The sequence below is a fragment of the Bradyrhizobium sp. CCBAU 53338 genome (assembly GCF_015291665.1).
In the GTDB taxonomy this organism is placed as follows: Bacteria; Pseudomonadota; Alphaproteobacteria; order Rhizobiales; family Xanthobacteraceae; genus Bradyrhizobium.
In genome coordinates this window covers 6,218,805-6,235,882 of record NZ_CP030048.1, presented here as the reverse complement: position 1 = coordinate 6,235,882, position 17,078 = coordinate 6,218,805, and the positions used below count along the sequence as shown (strand labels likewise).

At 64.2% G+C, this 17,078-nt stretch carries 18 protein-coding genes; 11 read left to right on the top strand and 7 right to left on the bottom strand.

The annotated features are described in order from the left end of the window. The first annotated feature begins 5 nt into the window (after window positions 1-5). The 3 genes from XH90_RS29190 (at window position 6) to XH90_RS29180 (ending at window position 1,365) form a co-directional block, all read left to right on the top strand. Window positions 6-473 (top strand): MarR family winged helix-turn-helix transcriptional regulator, encoded by a 468-nt coding sequence (locus tag XH90_RS29190; protein WP_194477722.1) that lies wholly within the window; start codon window positions 6-8, stop codon window positions 471-473. Between the two features lie 80 nt (window positions 474-553). Further along, window positions 554-922, top strand: coding sequence for a nuclear transport factor 2 family protein (locus XH90_RS29185; RefSeq protein WP_194482850.1), 369 nt, complete (start codon window positions 554-556; stop codon window positions 920-922). A 2-nt stretch (window positions 923-924) separates the two neighbouring features. Then, window positions 925-1,365 carry a hypothetical protein gene (locus tag XH90_RS29180; protein WP_194477721.1) on the top strand — a complete coding sequence of 147 codons (441 nt, stop codon included), beginning with the start codon at window positions 925-927 and terminating at the stop codon, window positions 1,363-1,365. Here the strand turns inward: XH90_RS29180 and XH90_RS29175 are convergent. Continuing rightward, complete coding sequence (locus tag XH90_RS29175; protein WP_194477720.1) at window positions 1,362-3,590, bottom strand: ATP-binding protein; 2,229 nt, start codon at window positions 3,588-3,590, stop codon at window positions 1,362-1,364. The genes XH90_RS29180 and XH90_RS29175 overlap by 4 nt on opposite strands. 242 nt (window positions 3,591-3,832) lie before the next feature. Between XH90_RS29175 and XH90_RS29170 the strand changes: the two genes are divergently transcribed. After that, the gene (locus XH90_RS29170; protein ID WP_194477719.1) at window positions 3,833-4,606 is read left to right on the top strand and encodes a DUF2189 domain-containing protein; all 774 of its coding nucleotides are present in this window, start codon (window positions 3,833-3,835) and stop codon (window positions 4,604-4,606) included. 34 nt (window positions 4,607-4,640) lie between these two features. Here XH90_RS29170 and XH90_RS29165 read toward each other — a convergent pair whose 3' ends face one another. The 3 genes from XH90_RS29165 to XH90_RS29155 are packed head-to-tail and all read right to left on the bottom strand — an operon-like array spanning window position 4,641 to window position 5,927. Beyond that, window positions 4,641-5,153 carry an SRPBCC family protein gene (locus tag XH90_RS29165; RefSeq protein WP_194477718.1) on the bottom strand — a complete coding sequence of 171 codons (513 nt, stop codon included), beginning with the start codon at window positions 5,151-5,153 and terminating at the stop codon, window positions 4,641-4,643. After that, window positions 5,150-5,620, bottom strand: a complete 471-nt coding sequence (locus XH90_RS29160) for an SRPBCC family protein (RefSeq protein ID WP_194477717.1) — start codon at window positions 5,618-5,620, stop codon at window positions 5,150-5,152. The genes XH90_RS29165 and XH90_RS29160 overlap by 4 nt, the downstream gene beginning before the upstream one ends. Then, a complete protein-coding gene (locus XH90_RS29155; RefSeq protein WP_097657644.1) occupies window positions 5,613-5,927 on the bottom strand; it encodes a helix-turn-helix transcriptional regulator in 315 nt (104 codons plus the stop codon). Before XH90_RS29155 ends, XH90_RS29160 begins: the two co-directional genes overlap by 8 nt. Before the next feature lie 192 nt (window positions 5,928-6,119). Here XH90_RS29155 and XH90_RS29150 point away from each other — a divergent pair, with 192 nt between their 5' ends. Genes XH90_RS29150 through XH90_RS29140 form a run of 3 tightly spaced genes read left to right on the top strand, consistent with a single transcriptional unit; the run spans window position 6,120 to window position 8,780 of the window. Beyond that, window positions 6,120-7,565, top strand: a complete 1,446-nt coding sequence (locus tag XH90_RS29150) for an LVIVD repeat-containing protein (RefSeq protein ID WP_194477716.1) — start codon at window positions 6,120-6,122, stop codon at window positions 7,563-7,565. Window positions 7,566-7,567: 2 nt separating this feature from the next. Further along, complete coding sequence (locus tag XH90_RS29145; RefSeq protein ID WP_194477715.1) at window positions 7,568-8,113, top strand: hypothetical protein; 546 nt, start codon at window positions 7,568-7,570, stop codon at window positions 8,111-8,113. A 46-nt stretch (window positions 8,114-8,159) separates the two neighbouring features. Then, window positions 8,160-8,780, top strand: a complete 621-nt coding sequence (locus XH90_RS29140) for a LysE family translocator (protein ID WP_194477714.1) — start codon at window positions 8,160-8,162, stop codon at window positions 8,778-8,780. 84 nt (window positions 8,781-8,864) lie between these two features. Here XH90_RS29140 and XH90_RS29135 read toward each other — a convergent pair whose 3' ends face one another. Then, window positions 8,865-9,671, bottom strand: a complete 807-nt coding sequence (locus tag XH90_RS29135; RefSeq protein WP_194477713.1) for an N-formylglutamate amidohydrolase — start codon at window positions 9,669-9,671, stop codon at window positions 8,865-8,867. Window positions 9,672-9,764: 93 nt separating this feature from the next. Here XH90_RS29135 and XH90_RS29130 point away from each other — a divergent pair, with 93 nt between their 5' ends. After that, entirely contained in the window at window positions 9,765-10,679 is a 915-nt protein-coding gene (locus XH90_RS29130) for a transglutaminase family protein (RefSeq protein WP_194477712.1), read from the top strand. Window positions 10,680-10,686: 7 nt separating this feature from the next. After that, on the top strand, window positions 10,687-11,085 hold the full coding sequence (locus XH90_RS29125; RefSeq protein ID WP_194477711.1) for a gamma-glutamylcyclotransferase: 399 nt from the start codon (window positions 10,687-10,689) through the stop codon (window positions 11,083-11,085). A gap of 33 nt (window positions 11,086-11,118) precedes the next feature. Here XH90_RS29125 and XH90_RS29120 read toward each other — a convergent pair whose 3' ends face one another. Then, window positions 11,119-11,682 carry a chlorite dismutase family protein gene (locus XH90_RS29120; RefSeq protein ID WP_194477710.1) on the bottom strand — a complete coding sequence of 188 codons (564 nt, stop codon included), beginning with the start codon at window positions 11,680-11,682 and terminating at the stop codon, window positions 11,119-11,121. A gap of 193 nt (window positions 11,683-11,875) precedes the next feature. Between XH90_RS29120 and dnaG the strand changes: the two genes are divergently transcribed. Together dnaG and rpoD are read left to right on the top strand one after the other, a co-directional pair. Further along, window positions 11,876-13,903, top strand: coding sequence for a DNA primase (dnaG, locus tag XH90_RS29115; RefSeq protein WP_194477709.1), 2,028 nt, complete (start codon window positions 11,876-11,878; stop codon window positions 13,901-13,903). A 371-nt stretch (window positions 13,904-14,274) separates the two neighbouring features. Then, complete coding sequence (rpoD, locus tag XH90_RS29110; RefSeq protein ID WP_194477708.1) at window positions 14,275-16,425, top strand: RNA polymerase sigma factor RpoD; 2,151 nt, start codon at window positions 14,275-14,277, stop codon at window positions 16,423-16,425. A 281-nt stretch (window positions 16,426-16,706) separates the two neighbouring features. Here the strand turns inward: rpoD and XH90_RS29105 are convergent, their stop codons facing one another. Beyond that, on the bottom strand, window positions 16,707-17,012 hold the full coding sequence (locus XH90_RS29105) for a hypothetical protein (protein WP_194477707.1): 306 nt from the start codon (window positions 17,010-17,012) through the stop codon (window positions 16,707-16,709). Window positions 17,013-17,078 lie beyond the last annotated feature (66 nt).

The following is a 17,078-nucleotide window of genomic DNA, read 5'->3' as shown; positions in this document are numbered from 1 at the left end:
TGACAATGTCGAAGACGTCTCAAGCCGCGGGGCTTCACCGCACCTCGTTAACGAAGCTGCACGATCTCGATGCGGCGCTGGAACTCATGTACTACGGCTGGCGTGGAATGACGCTCGAGGCCGACGACTATCTCGCCAGGCAGGGCCTGTCGCGCTCGCACCATCGCATCCTCTACGTGGTGGCGCGCCAGCCCGATATCGCGATCGGATCGTTGATCGAGGTTCTCGGCATTTCCAAGCAAGCGCTGAACCGGCCGCTCAACCTGTTGCTGGAGCGCAAGCTCGTGACGTCGCAGCGCTCGCCCGAGCAGCATCGCTCCAAGCTGTTGCGCCTGACGGCTGCAGGGCAGCGGATCGAGCAAACGGCATCGGGGCACGAGCGCAAGGTCATGCGCGAGGCGTTCGATCGCGTCGGGGCGCACGGCGCGGCGGCATGGATGGCCGTCATGGAGACGATCGCCGACAACAACTGACCGGCTCTCAAGTCAATAGTATTGACATGAAGCGCCTGTTTTGCCACTTTCCCGGCAACGAGCCGGGGGAGGGCTGCATCATGGGCGCGGGCAAAATGGATCGGGCAGCTGCCGAGCGCTTCGTCGCGGCGTGGCATGCGAACTGGTGCAAGGTCGACATCGACGCGGTCGTCGCGCATTTTGCCGGGGATGCGCAGATGCGCAGTCCTTTGGCGTCGTCGCTGACCGGCTCGCCAGTCGTCATGGGCGCCGAGAACATCCGCGCCTACTGGCGCGAAGCCTATGGTCATGTCGAAAGCGCCGACCTGAAGATCCTGGGCTGGAGCTGGGACGAGGAAATCACGCGTCTGACGGTGTGGTGGCAACTCGGCGATGTCAGGGCCAGCGAATTCATGGATTTCGACGATGCGGGCCGGGTGGTGCGCAGTGAAGCCTTCTACGGAAAATGACCATGCACCTTTCGGATTTCGTCCTGCTCCTCAACGCGCTCTGGTTCGGCGGCGCCTTCATCCAGTTCAGCATCGCGCAAGCCAACACGCTGAAGATCCTGCTGCCGCGGGAAGAGCGCAGCAATCCGATCGCGCCGACCCTGGCGGCGAGCGTCGCCTTCCTGGGCGGGATGAACCTGCCGATCGGCCTGCTCTCGTTCTATCTGTTGGCTGCGCGTCCGTCGTTCTTCCAGCCGATCGAGGCGCAGCTTGCGCTGTTCCTGTTCTTCGCCGCGTGCCACTTCAGCCAGTTTGCCTATAATCTTCCGGTCTTGATGCGCGGTGGACGCGTCGGTGTCGCTTACTGGCCCGTGCTGAAAGGTCCGATGCTCCGGATCTTCGTCATCGACGCGGCCTTGTTCGCGGCCAATCTCGGTGTGGCGCTGCTGCTCGTGTCTCGCTAGCGCAATGGTGCCGACAGTGCCGACCGCAGCATCGCGGCAAGGTCCTGTCGCTTGAACGGCTTTGTCAGAATGCGGGCGTCGACACCGTCGGGCGTCTTGACCGGATTTTGGCTGTAGCCGGAGGTGAGGAGCACCTTGAGATCGGGCCGCAGGGCGGTTGCTTGCCGCGCAAGTTCCGGTCCGAACATGCCGCCGGGCATCACGACGTCGGTGAACAGGAGCTGGATCTCCCCGGACTTGCGCAGGACGTCCAGCGCCGCGGGCCCGTTCGACGTCGCGATGACGCGGTAGCCGAGAGCCCGCAGCTCGCTCTCGACATAGGCGCGCACCATGTCGTCGTCCTCGACGACGAGAATGGTCCCGCTTCCGTCTGGAGCGACCACGGGCTCCGCGGGAGCGGGGTCCTCGGTCGGCACTGCCGCGATGCGCGGGAAGAACAGCTTGAACACGCTGCCTTTCCCCGCTTCGGATTGCAGCTGCACCAGACCGCCGGATTGCTGCGCGAAACCGTAGACCATGCTCAGCCCGAGGCCCGTACCCTTGCCGACCTCCTTGGTGGTGAAAAACGGCTCGAATGCGCGGCTGGCGACGTCCGCTGCCATGCCGCAGCCGGTATCGGTCACGGCCACCATGACGTAGTCACCGGGCTGCGGCTCGCCATTGACGTCGAGGTCGGATTGGCTCAGCGAAATATTGCGCACCTCGACCGTCAATTTGCCGCCGTCAGGCATCGCGTCGCGCGCGTTGAGCACGAGGTTGAGCAGGGCGGTTGCAAGCTGGCCGGGATCGACGCTGGTCAACCACAGATCCGCTCCGAAGGCGAAGCTGCACTCGATGTGCTCACCGAGCGACCGGCGCAACAATTGCTCCATGCCGACGACCTTTTCGGCAATGTCGATCTCGCGCGGCCTCAAGGGTTGTTTGCGCGCGAAGGCGAGCAGGCTGCGTGTCAGGTCGGAGCCGCGCTCGGCGGCGGTCGCGATGTCGCCGGCGATTCCCTGCAATTCCTTGTTGCCCGCCAGCCTGTCGGCGAGATGCTCGGAGTTGCCGAGAATGACGGTCAGCAGGTTGTTGAAGTCGTGCGCCACGCCGCCGGTGAGCTGGCCCATGGCTTCCATTTTCTGCGACTGGCTGAGCTTGTGGCTGAGGTCGGCGATGGCCTCGCGCTGTTGCTCCAGCGATTCAGCGGTGCCGTTGAGCAGCACCATCAATCCGCCGAGCTCGCCGCGCGGATGCGGCGGCGGAATGCGTGCGCTGAGATCGCCGAGCCCGAGCCGCTTCGCCATCGCGGCGAGCCGTCCGACCTGGCGCCCGACGCTCACGGTCGCCAGGATCCAGACGCCGGCGAGCAGCAGCAACGAGGCCACCGCGAGGATTGCCATGTCCTCGTAGAGCCGGCGGTTCGCGGCCGCCACCAGTCCGTCCTTGGACCGTCCGACCATGATATAGAGGCCGGCCTTGCGGATCGACGGCGAGCGGGCGACGGCCCAGACCTGGGTGCGGCCCTCGCGATCCGTCACCTCGCGCGACGATTCGCCATTGGGCGATGCTGCGAAGCGGAACAGTTCGGATCCCGCGATCGACGCGCCGACCGGATCGCTCCAGCCACCCGTCTTGGGGGCGACGAGGATGGTTCCCTTGCCGTCGAGCAGCAGGATCTCCTTCTGAGCGAGCAAACGCTTGTCGTGAAATTCGGCGAATTTGTTCAGGTTGAACGAGGCGAGCAGGATGAACTTGAGCGCGCCGGCATCCGAGCGCACGGGATAGGCGATCTGGAGCACTGATGTTCCGGTCAGGCGGCCGAACACCGGCTCGACCGCGACGATACCTTGCGAGACTTTCGCCTGCTTGAAATAGGCGCGATCGTTCAGATCGAGCGTTCGGTTGGTCCGCAGCGAGTCGCAGAACAGGCTGCCATCGGGATCGATGGTCAGGATGCCCGTGAACTGCGGATACTCCTCGCGCACGTCCGAGAGAAACGCCGAACATGCCGCCTTGTCGCGCGTGTCGAGGTCGCGGGCGCGGGCGAGGCCGTAGTGAAGCTGCGCGGTGCCTTGAATCTTCTCGTCGAGATCGGCGGCAATGTCGTCGGCCGATGCAGCCAGGTTGGCCAGGGCCGCGTTGATCTCGCTGGTGCGGTTTTGCATGAACCGCAAGCCGACGAGGCTCGCCGGCACCAGCATGGCCGCGATCACGAGGATCAGTAACCGGGTACGCAGGCTCATCGGTCGGGCGGGTCCGCTCTTCGCGCGTGTTTGTTCGGAGGTACAATTTGCGGCACGATCCTCTGCCCAGTCCATAGACATCGGAGCGAAATCGCACGGAAGGCCAAAGATTATGTCACGCGCGCATTGCGGCGTCGCTACAATCATGCCGCCGACCGGCGTCAAGTTGCGCGTACGCGCGGCGGCGCTAGTATTGCGGTCCGCGTGCGACGAAAGATCGCGCCGATGTACGGAGGGAGTTGATGTCCATCTCGGGCAAGGTCGATCCTGTGGTGCGTCCCGTTGCGACGACCGACATCGCCGAAGCGTTGGTCGAGGGCCTGCGCGATTTCCAGGCGCTTCCGCTTTACGGGCTCTGCTTCGGTGCGCTCTACGCCGCCGGCGGCATCACCATCATGCTCTGTCTCACCGCCTTTGGCGTGATCTATCTCGTCTATCCCTTGGCCGCAGGCTTCGCCCTGATCGGACCGTTCGTGGCGATCGGCCTCTATGAGGTGAGCCGTCGCCGCGAGCGCGGCGAGCCGGTGTCCTTTGGCGCAATCTGGTCGGCGATACGCTCTCGCAGCGAGATCGGCTGGATGGCGTTCGTCACGTTGTTCGTATTCGTGATCTGGATGTACCAGGTGCGGCTCTTGATCGCGCTGTTGCTCGGCCTGCACGCCTCGTTCTCGAGCCTGCAGGAATTCATGACGGTGGTGTTGACGACGAACGAGGGCCTGCTGTTCCTCGCGATCGGCAACGCGGTCGGTGCGGCGCTGTCGCTGATCCTGTTTTCGCTGACGGTGGTGTCGTTTCCGCTGCTGCTCGACCGCGAGGTCGATTTCGTCACGGCCATGGTGACGAGCGTGCGCGCAGTGGTGACGAGCCCGCTGCCGATGATCGGCTGGGCCGCCGTCATCGTGATGCTGCTGATCGTGTCGGCGCTGCCGTATTTCCTCGGTCTGGTGGTGACGCTGCCGGTGCTCGGGCACGCGACCTGGCATCTTTATCGGCGGCTGGTGGTGCCGGTGCCGTAGTGTCGTCCCGGCGAAGGCCTTGGTTTCGGCTGGCCTACGGCGCCTTGATCCCCATCGCCTTCAATGCATCCAGCATCCGCCGTGGCGGGCCCATCTTGACGACCAGTGGCTTGCCGGTTTCGAGCAGGCTCTTGAGGCTCGAAAGGATCGCGGGCCAGCCGGAGCGACCGCCGGACAGGATGTCGTCGCTGAGCGGGCGGTCGTGGCCTTCGCTCATGGTGAGCCGGACTGCGTCGCCGGCCTGCTCGATCTCGTAGGTGACGAGGGTCGGCCCCAGCTTCTCGATCAACTCGGGCCAGTTGACGTTGAACGTCACCGCAAGCTTGCGCGGCGGATCGTAGGCGAGCACCTCGCCGCTGATATGCAGCGCGCCGTCAGGCGTGCGCAGGATGAAGGCGCCACCGAGCCGCGGTTCGACCTCGACGGCGTTGCCGAAGAAGTATTGCTTGCTGAACTCGGCCGAGGTCAGCGCCTGCCACACCATCTCCGGCGTGGAGGCAATGTAGATGGTGTAGACCGTCAGCGGCTTGAACTGGTCGAGATTCATTTTGCCTCGAACCCCTTGTTGAGCGCGGCGCGCGGGATGCCGAGCAGCTTACCGGTCTCCAGCAGGCTCTTGAGCTGGGACAGGATGGCCGGCCAGCCGTTCGAGACGGCGCCGAGATATTTGCCGCCTTCGACGAAGCCGTCATGCAATACGGTCAAACGCACGAGCGAGCCGAATGGTTCGATGGTGAAGACGACGCGCGAGACCGGCTCGCCGCGCAGTTCCTCGTATTTCAGGTGCTTGAAGCTGTAGGACAGGCGCCGCGGCGGATCGGCCTCCAGAATTTCGCCGGAGTCGGTGACCTCGCCGTCGAGTGTGAGTGCGAAGGGCGAGCCGATCGTCCAGTCGGAACGGACCTCGGCGCCGAACCAGTATTGCCTGGTGAAGTCGCTTGACGTCAGCGCCTGCCACAGCTTTTCCGGCGTGGTCTCGATATAGGTGACATAGACGAATTGCGGCTTACTCATCGCGCTTCTCCAACTGGCGTTTCAATTCGCCGAGTGCGGCGAGCTTGCCGCGCTCGAATTTCCTGATCCAGCGCTCGCCGATCTGATGGATCGGCACCGGGTTGAGATAGTGCAGCTTCTCGCGACCATGCTTGATGGTCGTGACCAGATTGGCCTCTTCCAGGATGACCAGATGCTTCGTCACCGCCTGGCGCGTCATCGCGAGGCCCTCGCAAAGCTCGTTCAGCGTCTGGCCGTTTCTGGCGTGAAGCCGGTCCAGCAGCGACCGTCGCGACGCATCGGCGAGCGCTTTGAAGACCTCGTCCATGGCGACGATAATAGGCAACTTAATGGTTGCATGTCAAGCGTGAGGTCATTTCGGGGCGAAGGATTTCGGGCTCCCCGATGACGGCTGCACGGTTTCCGGAATGACGTGCAAGCGAAGGTGTCTTTGGCGCGTGCAAATGGCTGTGCTAGCTTCGAACATCAGCCAACGCAGATTGGTTCCGGGAGGACTTTGATGTTCCGTTGCGTCCTGACTGCTGCCGCCCTCGTCCTTTTCGCCGGCAGCACCGTCGTCCACGCCCAGAAGCAGACCATCGGCGCGCCGCCCGAGGCGTCGAACATGAAGCTGGTCGGCTTCAACGATCTCCAGGCACGCAGCGCCTATCAACCGACCATCCATCGCCAGGGCGACCGCTGGATCGCCTATATCGGCCACCACGGCGGCACCGACGACGTACCCGATCCCGTCAATCCGATGACGGGCCAGGCGGAGCCGAACGGGACCTCGATCGTCGACGTCACCGACCCCGCGCATCCCAGATATCTCAGGCATTTGCCGGGGCAGGAAGGCAAGTACGAATCCGGCGGCGCGCAGATGGTGCGTGTCTGCGACGGCAAGAGCTTGCCGAAGGGCGATCCCAACGCGGTCTACATGCTGCGCACCTTCGGCAGCCAGGCGCACGAGATCTGGAATGTCGCCGATCCGGCAAACCCCACGTTGATCACGCGCATCGGTGGCTTGAAGGACACGCACAAGAGCTGGTGGGAATGCGACACCGGCATCGCCTATCTCGTCTCCGGCGCGCCGGACTGGCGCACGCGGCGCATGACGCAGATCTACGATCTCTCCGATCCCGCGCATCCGCAGAAAATCCGCGACTTCGGCCTTCCCGGCCAGGAGCCCGGCTCGACCGGCGCGGTGCCGACCGAACTGCATGGGCCGATCTCGACCGGACCGAATGGCAACCGCGTCTATTTCGGCTACGGCACCAACAAGGGTGGCATCCTGCAGATCGTCGATCGCGAGAAGCTGCTGACAGGTCCGAAGGAGCCGACGCCGGACAATCTGCGCTTTCCCGAGATTTCGCGGATGCCGATGTCCGCGTTCAACGGCGCCCACACGACGTTTCCGATGCTCGACATGCCCATCGCCGAATTTGCTCAGGACAAGGACGGCAAGACCCGTGACATCGTCATGATCGTCGACGAGGCGATCTTGAACGAATGCGGCGAGGCGCGGCAGATGGTGTGGTTTGCCGACGTCACCACCGAGACGCGGCCGATGATGATCTCGAGCTACACGGTGCCGGAGGCGAGCGGACAATTCTGCCAACGTGGCGGCCGCTTCGGGTCGCATTCCTCGAACGAGAGCATGGCGCCGGTCTATTACAAGAAGATGGCCTTCATCGCCTTCTTCAATGCCGGCGTGCGCGCGCTCGACATCCGCGACCCCTATCACCCCAGGGAAGTCGGCTATTTCATTCCGGCGATCACGCAGGCGACCGACAAGCGCTGCATTCCGGTCGAAGGCGGCGAGCGCTGCAAGGTCGCGATCCAGACCAACAATGTCGAGACCGACGAGCGGGGCTACATCTACATCGTCGACCGCGCCAACACCGGCCTGCACATTCTCGAACTGACCGGGCCGGCCCGCGCGGTCGCCGGCCTGCCGAAGAACTGAAGATGCGGCGGGTGGCGGCGATCGCGGGCGTGCTGGCCGCGCTCGGCGCGTCCGGCGTCAGCGCGTATCAGTTCGCGCCGTCGCCGGCGCCGACATCGGCGCATTGGCGCGAGCTTGCCTGGCCGTTCCCGCGCGACGGCTGGCCTGCAGGCCGCGCGTTCCGCTGCGAGGGCGGCGGCTGCGACGGCGCCGAACTCTATGTCCGTGCCAAGCGCGGCTTCTGCAATTGCGACAGCGGCGTCGCCGATGACGACGAGGTCGATCGCGTCGCCGATATCGATCTGATCACCCCGCGCTTTGCGGCGACCGCGCCGGGCGAGGCGGTGCATGTCGGCGAGATGCACGGCCGCGCGCGGCACTATGATCTCGACATGCCGGGCGGATCACGCAAGGCCGCAATAGGCGTCGCGGTGTCTCGTCGATGCGATTTGTTCGTTGCTGCGGCGCAGGGGCAGGCTGAGGCAAGCGCGGTCCAGCGCGCAGCGCTCGTGTTCCTCGAGACGCCTGAAATGGAGACATGGGTGACCGCAGCGCTGGACGGACGCTGAGTGCCATGCATTAATATCCGCAAACATCTTCAGCGCGAGTCCTCCCATGATCTCCATGCAAGCCTATCTTGCCTTCGTCGCAGCCTGCATTGCGCTCGCACTGCTGCCGGGGCCGATCGTCACCCTCGTGATCGCCAACGGCCTGCGCCACGGCACGCGCGCGGCGCTGACCAACATCCTCGGCGTGCAGATGGGGCTGCTGATCGTGATCGGCATTCTTGCTGTCGGCCTCACCACGCTGATGGCGACGATGGGCTATTGGTTCAACTGGGTGCGCTTTGCGGGCGCGGCCTATCTGGTCTGGCTCGGCATCAAGCTGATCCGCTCTCCGGTCGAGGGCGTCTCCGCAGACGCGCCACCGCCTCCCCCGCGTGGCGGCTTTCTCCTGCAGGGCTTCGTGGTGGCGTTGTCGAACCCGAAGCTGCTGGTGTTCTTCGGCGCGTTCATTCCGCAATTCATGGACATGAGCAAGGATCATTTGTCGCAGGTCCTGGTGCTCGGGATAACCTTCATGGTGCTCGCCGGCCTGACCGACGGAATCTACGCGCTGCTCGCCGGTCAGGTCCGCGGCTTTTTCTCGGCGCGCCGCACCCGCCTGGTGTCGCGCGTCTCCGGCGGCTTCATGATCGGCGGCGGCATCTGGCTGGCCCTGATCCGGGCCAAATGAGCAGATCCAGGCGAGGCGGCCGCAAGCGCCGGGCAAGGTCGTCACCTCGCTCGCCGCCCTTGCGCTGTTCGTCGCGAGCCGGGGCTAACCCACCAGCAGCTGCGGCTTCAGCTCCACCTCGATCTCCGCAAAGATCCGCGCCAGTCGCTCCGCCCATTGCTGCTGGCCGGATTGATCCGCGATCAGATCCTGGCGGATCTCGATGCCGGTGTTGACGAGACCTTTCGCCTCGCCGTGCACGGGAATGGTGTAGTCGCTGAGATCGCTCACCGCATAGGGCTCGTTGTCGCCGACGACGAGATCGCCTTCGGCGCGCAGATGCCTGAGCAGGAGCTTCGGCAGCACGGTATCGCGATTGTACAGCGCGCCGATGTGCCAGGGCCGCGCGACGCCGGCGTAAACGGGCGTGAAGCTGTGCAGCGACACCAGCACCGTCGGCCGCTTGTCGTGCAGCCGGCCGTCGATCACCGCGTCGATGCGATGATGATACGGCTCGAAGATCTCGCGCCGCCGCGCCGCGCGCTCGCCTTCCGTGAGTCCCTCGTTGCGCGGAATCGCGGTCGCCTCCGACATCACGGGGATCGAGCTCGCGACACCGGGCGGGCGGTTGCAGTCGATCACGAGCCGCGAATATCGTTGTGCGATGAGATGGGCGTCCAGCATCTGCGCCATTCGCTCGGCGACGCCGGCGATGCCGATATCCCAGCCGATGTGCCTGACAAGCTCGCTCTCGGGAATACCGAGATCGCCGAGCGCGCGCGGCAGAATGCGGCCGTAATGGTCCGATGTGAGCAGGAAGGGCGATGCCCCGTCCGCATTCACCTCATGCACTGGCGGAATATCGCCGTCGCCAAGGAGTTGATCCGTCGCCTCGGCTGTGTTGAAAGCCATCCTGATTGCCTATCGAAAAAGCAGTCGCCCCGGAAATTGGGCAAACAAATCGCCGTCTATGGGTCTGCCCAACATCACCATGATCTCCCGACGATGCCGCTGCTGACGATTCATCACAAGACCGAATATCGCTACATCAGACCCGTGGCCTTCGGCGAACACAGGTTCATGCTGCGCCCCAGCGACGGCCATGATCTGCGCGTGCTCGATTACAGGCTCGGGATTTCGCCCGAGCCGAAGTCGCTGCGCTGGATCCACGACGTAACAGGCAATTCGGTCGCGATCGCCGATTTCGACGCGCGCGCGGACAGGCTCGTGTTCGACTGGCATGTCACCGTCGAGCACAATCCGGTCGACGACTTCGCGCTGACGCCCGACGATCCCGCCTATTTCTATCCCTTCGCCTATGACGATGCGGAATTGCCCGATCTCGTCCAGTACATCACGCCGCAATACCCTGACGCCGAGGGCAGGATCGCGGCATGGGTGCGCGGCTTCGTTGACGAACATGCGCCGCTGCCGACGTTCGCAATCCTGAGCCGCATCACGCACGCGATCCGCCGGCAGTTCAGATACCGCAGGCGCCACGAGCCGGGCACGCAGAGCCCATGCGATACCTTGCGATGGGGCACCGGCACCTGCCGCGACTACGCGCTGTTCATGATCGAGGCGCTGCGCCGCCTCGGCATCGCCGCGCGCTTCGTCTCCGGTTACATCTTCGTGCCCGACGACATCGCCCGGCACCATGTCGGCGGCGGCTCGACCCATGCCTGGGTGCAGGTGTACTTGCCGAGCGCGGGCTGGATCGAGTTCGATCCGACCAACGGCATCGTCGGGACCCGCGATCTCATCCGCGTCGCGGTCGCCCGCGACCCGCGCCAGGCGATCCCGCTGCACGGCATCTATATCGGCACCCAGGACGCGTTCGACGTCATGGACGTGAGTGTCAAGGTGGTCTCGGCCGAGGAGCGCGGCAGCTCTGTCACTCCGCATCATTGCCGGCTATAGAGCCCACATGACCTCCGATCGTCTCTTCGTCTACGGCACCCTGATGCGCGGCTTCGACCATCCGATGGCGCGGCTATTGGCGCAGCATGCGGATTTTATCGGTGAAGCCACGTGCCGTGGCCGGCTCGTGCTGGTGAAGCATTATCCGGGCTTGCTGTTGTCCGAGGTGTCCTCGGACATCGTGCACGGCGAGCTCTTCCGCTTGCGCGCAGGCGACGAACTGCTCCGCGAGCTCGACATGTACGAAGCCTGCGGCGAGGGTTTTCCGGAGCCGACCGAATATCTGCGCCAGTTGATCGATGTGACGAGTTCAGATGGCGCAACCGCGCCGGCGTGGACCTATGTCTACAACTGGCCAGTCATCGACCTGCCGCACATCGCCTCCGGCCGCTTCCTGGAGCACTGACAGCGGGCGAGGGAGCGCACCGTCGTTGCGGCATCAGGCCGACAGCACTTCCTTCACCACGCGCACGTCCACCTCGCGCTCGACATAGCTCCATTCCTCCGTTTGCCTGAGCATGTCGACGAGCTCCTCGAACAGCGAGGCGTGCGCGGGCGCGAACTCGAACCAGGTCAGGAAATCGAAGGGCTCGCCGAGGTCGCGGCAGTGATAGAGCTGGCGCGCGATGGCAGGCAGGTAACGAAGGCTGCTCGCGATGTGGTGCGACTTGTCTTCAAAGATATTGCGCCGCTCCTCCTGGGTCAGGTCCCACCAGGCCTGCGATTTGCGGATCGGGATCAGCGCCGCGCTGGTCGCCTCCGGCCGGCCGAGGCCGGCCTGCACCGCGACGAGCTGCTGCTTCTCGGGCCGCTCGGTGTAGCGCAGGCTGCTCGGCACGCCGACGAGACGCCACGCATTGCGCGAGGGCACCAGCGGCAGCGCGACGGCGTCGCCGTCGGTCACCGACAGCGCCGGCATGAAGGGCAGGGGCTCGCCCGTCACTGATGATAGCGAGGTCACGCGCCAGCCCCCGCTCTGGCCGCCCCGAAAGGTCCTGAACATGGCCCATCGAAGCGTGGAACCCGGCCGGGTTCAAGCTTTTCCCGCGCTCCGGGCTCGCCCTGCGGACGCCCCGGAATGACGGAGGGGGCTGTGAACAGCGCGCATAATCCCGACAAACCTGACTTCTGGGCCCGCCGCACCTATATCCCTGTTCCTTCGCCCGACTCACTCTGGTTCGCGCTACACAGAGCCCATGCGCTTCACGCCCCAATTCCTCGACGAGCTGCGTGCCCGGCTTTCGGTCTCCGAAGTCGTGGGCAAGCGCGTCAAGCTGAAGAAGGCGGGGCGGGAGTGGAAGGGGCTGTCGCCGTTCCAGCAGGAGAAGACGCCGTCCTTCTACGTCAACGACCAGAAGGGTTTTTACCACGACTTCTCCTCTGGCAAGCACGGCGACATCATCACCTTCGTGATGGAGACCGACGGCCTGCCGTTTGCCGAAGCGGTCGAGCGGCTCGCCGGCATGGCCGGCCTGCCGCTGCCGGCGGTGACGCCGGATGCGGCGCGGCACGAGCAGCGCCGCCGCACGCTGCACGACGTGATGGAGCTCGCGGCCAACTTTTTCGCCGAGACGCTGGCCTCGCGCGTTGGCGCCAAGGCGCGCGGCTATCTTGCCGACCGCGCGATCTCGCCGGCGACGCAGGTGCAGTTCCGCCTCGGCTATGCGCCGCCGCCGCCCGAGCGCTTTGCGCTGAAGGAGCATCTCGGCAAGCTCGGAATCTCCGTCGAGGACATGATCGAGACCGGCCTCCTGATCGGCGGCGACGACATTCCCGTGCCCTACGATCGCTTCCGCGATCGCGTGATGTTTCCGATCACCGATTTGCGCGGCCGTGTCATCGCCTTCGGCGGACGCGCGCTGGAGAAGGACGTTCCGGCAAAGTACCTGAACTCGCCGGAGACGCCGCTCTTCCACAAGGGCGACAATCTCTACAACCACCAGACCGCGCGCAAGGCCACCCATGACGGCAGCGCGCTGATCGTGGTCGAAGGCTATGTCGACGTCATCGCCATGGTCACCGCCGGATTTCCCGGCGCCGTCGCGCCGCTCGGCACCGCGCTCACCGAAAACCAGCTCGCGCTGCTGTGGAAGATGGCGGACGAGCCGATCCTCTGCTTCGACGGCGACCGCGCCGGACAGAAGGCGGCGTATCGTGCCGCCGATCTCGCGTTGCCGTTCCTTAGCCCCGGCAAGAGCCTGCGTTTCGCGCTGCTGCCGGAGGGACAGGACCCCGACGATCTCGCGCGCTCCGGCGGTCGCGGCGCGATCGAGGAGGTGATCGCGGCAGCGCGTCCGCTCGCGGACATGATCTGGTCGCGCGAGCTCGAAGGCGGCAACTTCGCTACGCCCGAGCGCCGCGCCGCGCTGGAAGCGCGCATCAAGGAATTGTCGAACGGCATCCGCGACGAGGTGGTGCGGCGCTATTATCGCGACGATTTCGTCGAGCGGCTGCAGCGCACCTTCTCCCCCGACGGCGGCCGCGGCGGCAGGGGCAATTTCCGCCAGGGTCAAGGAGGCGGCGGCCGTCCGTTTCAGCAGCGCGGCGGGCAGCCGAATCGATTCGGTGGGCAGGGATTCGGGCAAGGATTCGGGGGAGGCCGTCGCGGCGGTCTGCCGGGTCCGACCCTGCTGCCCTCAGGCCCCTACCAGGCGGCGAGCCCCCAGCTGGCGGCAAGCCCCATCATGCGCGGACAGCGGAGCGCGATCTCCCGCCGCGAGGCCCTGATCCTGCAGTGCCTGATCAACCACCCCTGGCTGCTGCACGACCACCTTGAGGAAGTGGCCGCCCTGGAGCTCGCCCACCCCGAGGCCCACAAGCTCCGGGCCGCCATCATTGCCGCTTTCGCCAACGACCATCATCACTCCCCGGACCCCGAGGAGCAGGCGGAGAAGATGCGCAGCGATCTCGATAAGAGCGGATTTTCTCAAGTTCTTCAAAGGGTTGAGGGCGGCATCACCACGGCGGCGGTGTGGGGCGCCCGCGAGGGCGCGGCGCGCGACGACGTTCTTGCCACCTGGCATCAGCTCGTTGCCTTGCATCGGCAATGGCATTCACTACTTAGAGAGCTGAAAGACGCCGAGCTGGCCTTGGGGGAGGACCCCAGCGAGGCCAATTTGGCGTGGCTGCGTGACGTCAAGGCTCGGATAGGAGAAGTCGACGGTACCGAGGCCCTGATCGAGGGTTTCGGCGAGCTGTCGGGCCGGTTCCAGAAGAGCGTGTGATGAAAGAATCATGCGGACGGCCGTGCCAGGCAACGCTAAAAGACTCGCCAAATCCAAGGTTTGGCGGCAAAAACAGGGTTAATCGAGGCTTAACGGTCTTGTAGCACTTTGGCCCCGCGGCCGCAGGCAGAACAGACGCGTCAGGAATGAATCCGCGCAACAGCTGTTGGCACTTCACCTGCATCCGCCGCGACAAAGAGGCTCACGAAGCGTTAGGCAAATCCGGCGAGAGAAAGGTCGGGGTGGCGAGATGTGTGCGCGCCGCCCTTTCCGTGTCGAGATCTGACGAAGCGAGAGCGTCGAGCAACAGGTTTAGGTGATTTCAGGCAGGCGCAGCGCACGTCTGCATGAAACGCGTTTAGGAGCAATGGATGGCCACCAAGGCAAAGACGCTGCAGGCGAAGGACAAGGAAAAGGACGACAAGGCAGCGGACGCTCCGGAGAAGGATTCCCAGGACGCGCCGTCTCCCTTGCTCGACCTGTCCGATGCGGCAGTGAAGAAGATGATCAAGCAGGCCAAGAAGCGCGGCTTCGTGACCTTCGATCAGCTCAATGAAGTCTTGCCGTCCGACCAGACCTCCCCGGAGCAGATCGAGGACATCATGTCCATGCTCTCGGACATGGGCATCAACGTCACCGAAGCCGAAGACAGCGAAGGCGAGGAGGACAAGGACGAGGGCGGCGAGGACGAGACCGACAACGAGCTCGTCGAGGTCACGCAGAAGGCCGTCACCGAGGTCAAGAAGAGCGAGCCGGGCGAGCGCACCGACGATCCCGTGCGCATGTATCTGCGCGAGATGGGCACAGTCGAGCTGCTCTCCCGCGAAGGCGAAATCGCGATTGCCAAGCGCATCGAGGCCGGCCGCGAGGCGATGATCGCGGGCCTCTGCGAAAGCCCGCTGACCTTCCAGGCCATCATCATCTGGCGCGACGAGCTCAACGAAGGGAAGATCTTCCTTCGCGACATCATCGATCTCGAAGCGACCTATGCCGGCCCCGACGCCAAGGCCGGCATGAACAACGCGATGATCGCAGGTCCGGGCGGCGAGAACGGTGAAGCGCCGGCCGAGGGCCAGGCCGCTGCCGGTGCGCCCGCGCATGTCGCGCCGCCTGCAGCTCCCCCGTCGCCGACCCCGTTCCGCGCAGCCCAGCCCGCTCCCGGCGGCCAGGCCGGCGAGGACAAGGATCCGGGCGAAGCCGCGGCCGAAGCCGACATGGACGAGGACGACGAGTTCGAGAACCAGATGTCGCTCGCGGCCATCGAGGCCGAGCTCAAGCCGAAGGTCGTCGAGATCTTCGACAAGATCGCCGAGAGCTACAAGAAGCTGCGCAAGCTTCAGGAGCAGGACATCCAGAACCAGCTCGAGAGCACCTCGCACGGTCCCTCGCTGTCGCCGCACCAGGAGCGCAAGTACCGCAAGCTCAAGGACGAGATCATCGTCGAGGTGAAGTCGCTGCGCCTCAACCAGGCGCGCATCGACTCGCTCGTCGAGCAGCTCTACGACATCAACAAGCGCCTCGTCTCGCACGAGGGCCGCCTGATGCGCCTCGCCGACAGCCACGGCGTCGCCCGCGAAGACTTTTTGCGCAACTACACCGGTTCTGAACTGGATCCGCGCTGGCTCAATCGGGTGTCAAAACTGTCGGCCAAGGGCTGGAAGAACTTCGTCCACCACGAGAAGGACCGCATCAAGGACCTCCGTCACGAGGTGCATCAGCTCGCTGCGCTGACCGGCCTCGAGATCGTCGAGTTCCGCAAGATCGTGCACTCCGTGCAGAAGGGCGAGCGCGAGGCACGCCAGGCCAAGAAGGAGATGGTGGAAGCCAACCTCCGTCTCGTGATCTCGATCGCCAAGAAGTACACCAACCGCGGCCTGCAATTCCTCGACCTGATCCAGGAAGGCAATATCGGCCTGATGAAGGCGGTCGATAAGTTCGAATACCGCCGCGGCTACAAGTTCTCGACCTACGCGACGTGGTGGATCAGGCAGGCGATCACCCGCTCGATCGCCGATCAGGCGCGCACCATCCGCATCCCCGTGCACATGATCGAGACGATCAACAAGATCGTGCGCACGAGCCGCCAGATGCTCAACGAGATCGGCCGCGAGCCGACTCCTGAGGAACTCGCCGAAAAGCTCGGCATGCCCTTGGAGAAAGTGCGAAAAGTCCTCAAGATCGCGAAAGAGCCGCTCTCGCTCGAAACGCCGGTCGGTGACGAAGAGGATTCACACCTCGGCGATTTCATCGAGGACAAGAACGCGATCCTCCCGATCGACGCCGCGATCCAGTCGAACCTGCGCGAGACCACCACGCGCGTGCTCGCCTCGCTCACCCCGCGCGAAGAGCGCGTGCTGCGCATGCGCTTCGGCATCGGCATGAACACCGACCACACGCTGGAAGAAGTCGGCCAGCAGTTCTCGGTCACCCGCGAACGTATCCGCCAGATCGAAGCCAAGGCGCTGCGCAAGCTGAAGCATCCGTCACGGTCGCGGAAGCTGCGGAGCTTTTTGGATAACTAGATCAGGATCGTCATGCCCGGGCTCGACCCGGGCATCCATCCAAACGAGAACGGCGGGCGGAAAGCCCGCCGTTTTTGTTTTGACCGCTGCTCTCGCCCCGTCATTGCGAGAAGCTTGCGACAAAATTGCGAAGCAATTTTGCGCTGAAGCGACGAAGCAATCCAGGCTGCGGCTTGCACTCACCAGGCGATTTCCCGGCCCATGTCGGCTTCTATTCCAACAGCAACAAAAGAGCGGACGGTGCCCGACTTCCGAGATGGGCTATCAGGCGACATCACAGTCTATCTTTTCAAGTGCGAAAAGCTGGTGCAAACAACCTCGTAACGAGGGCCGTCATCGAAGCAAATCATTAAGTGCCGAATATTCTCTTTCTGCGATCTGTCGGCAATTTGAGACCACAATTCAGTACGCCCTAAATCCAGGAGCTTGCCGTAGGCTGACCGGATCATCTCTGCAGTAAGAGAGGTGAGATAGGTGCACTTGAATAGCTCGGTCCCCTCAAAAGAAAGATCATGATATTCAACCACATCAACATCATCTCTCAGCACCACTAAGGAAATGGCCAAGCGCGTGATACGCTTCGGCAACTGCTCAATCCTTGTAGATTCAACCTGAGTGGGAGGGACCGGGACCTCCCAAAGCGTTGCTGTCAT

Bases quoted from the DNA above. Each gene is read 5' to 3' on its own strand.
- XH90_RS29190 (WP_194477722.1), top strand. From the start codon at position 6: ATGTCGAAGACGTCTCAAGCCGCGGGGCTTCACCGCACCTCGTTAACG.
- XH90_RS29185 (WP_194482850.1), top strand. From the start codon at position 554: ATGGGCGCGGGCAAAATGGATCGGGCAGCTGCCGAGCGCTTCGTCGCG.
- XH90_RS29180 (WP_194477721.1), top strand. From the start codon at position 925: ATGCACCTTTCGGATTTCGTCCTGCTCCTCAACGCGCTCTGGTTCGGC.
- XH90_RS29175 (WP_194477720.1), bottom strand. From the start codon at position 3,590: ATGAGCCTGCGTACCCGGTTACTGATCCTCGTGATCGCGGCCATGCTG.
- XH90_RS29170 (WP_194477719.1), top strand. From the start codon at position 3,833: ATGTCCATCTCGGGCAAGGTCGATCCTGTGGTGCGTCCCGTTGCGACG.
- XH90_RS29165 (WP_194477718.1), bottom strand. From the start codon at position 5,153: ATGAATCTCGACCAGTTCAAGCCGCTGACGGTCTACACCATCTACATT.
- XH90_RS29160 (WP_194477717.1), bottom strand. From the start codon at position 5,620: ATGAGTAAGCCGCAATTCGTCTATGTCACCTATATCGAGACCACGCCG.
- XH90_RS29155 (WP_097657644.1), bottom strand. From the start codon at position 5,927: ATGGACGAGGTCTTCAAAGCGCTCGCCGATGCGTCGCGACGGTCGCTG.
- XH90_RS29150 (WP_194477716.1), top strand. From the start codon at position 6,120: ATGTTCCGTTGCGTCCTGACTGCTGCCGCCCTCGTCCTTTTCGCCGGC.
- XH90_RS29145 (WP_194477715.1), top strand. From the start codon at position 7,568: ATGCGGCGGGTGGCGGCGATCGCGGGCGTGCTGGCCGCGCTCGGCGCG.
- XH90_RS29140 (WP_194477714.1), top strand. From the start codon at position 8,160: ATGATCTCCATGCAAGCCTATCTTGCCTTCGTCGCAGCCTGCATTGCG.
- XH90_RS29135 (WP_194477713.1), bottom strand. From the start codon at position 9,671: ATGGCTTTCAACACAGCCGAGGCGACGGATCAACTCCTTGGCGACGGC.
- XH90_RS29130 (WP_194477712.1), top strand. From the start codon at position 9,765: ATGCCGCTGCTGACGATTCATCACAAGACCGAATATCGCTACATCAGA.
- XH90_RS29125 (WP_194477711.1), top strand. From the start codon at position 10,687: ATGACCTCCGATCGTCTCTTCGTCTACGGCACCCTGATGCGCGGCTTC.
- XH90_RS29120 (WP_194477710.1), bottom strand. From the start codon at position 11,682: ATGTTCAGGACCTTTCGGGGCGGCCAGAGCGGGGGCTGGCGCGTGACC.
- dnaG (WP_194477709.1), top strand. From the start codon at position 11,876: ATGCGCTTCACGCCCCAATTCCTCGACGAGCTGCGTGCCCGGCTTTCG.
- rpoD (WP_194477708.1), top strand. From the start codon at position 14,275: ATGGCCACCAAGGCAAAGACGCTGCAGGCGAAGGACAAGGAAAAGGAC.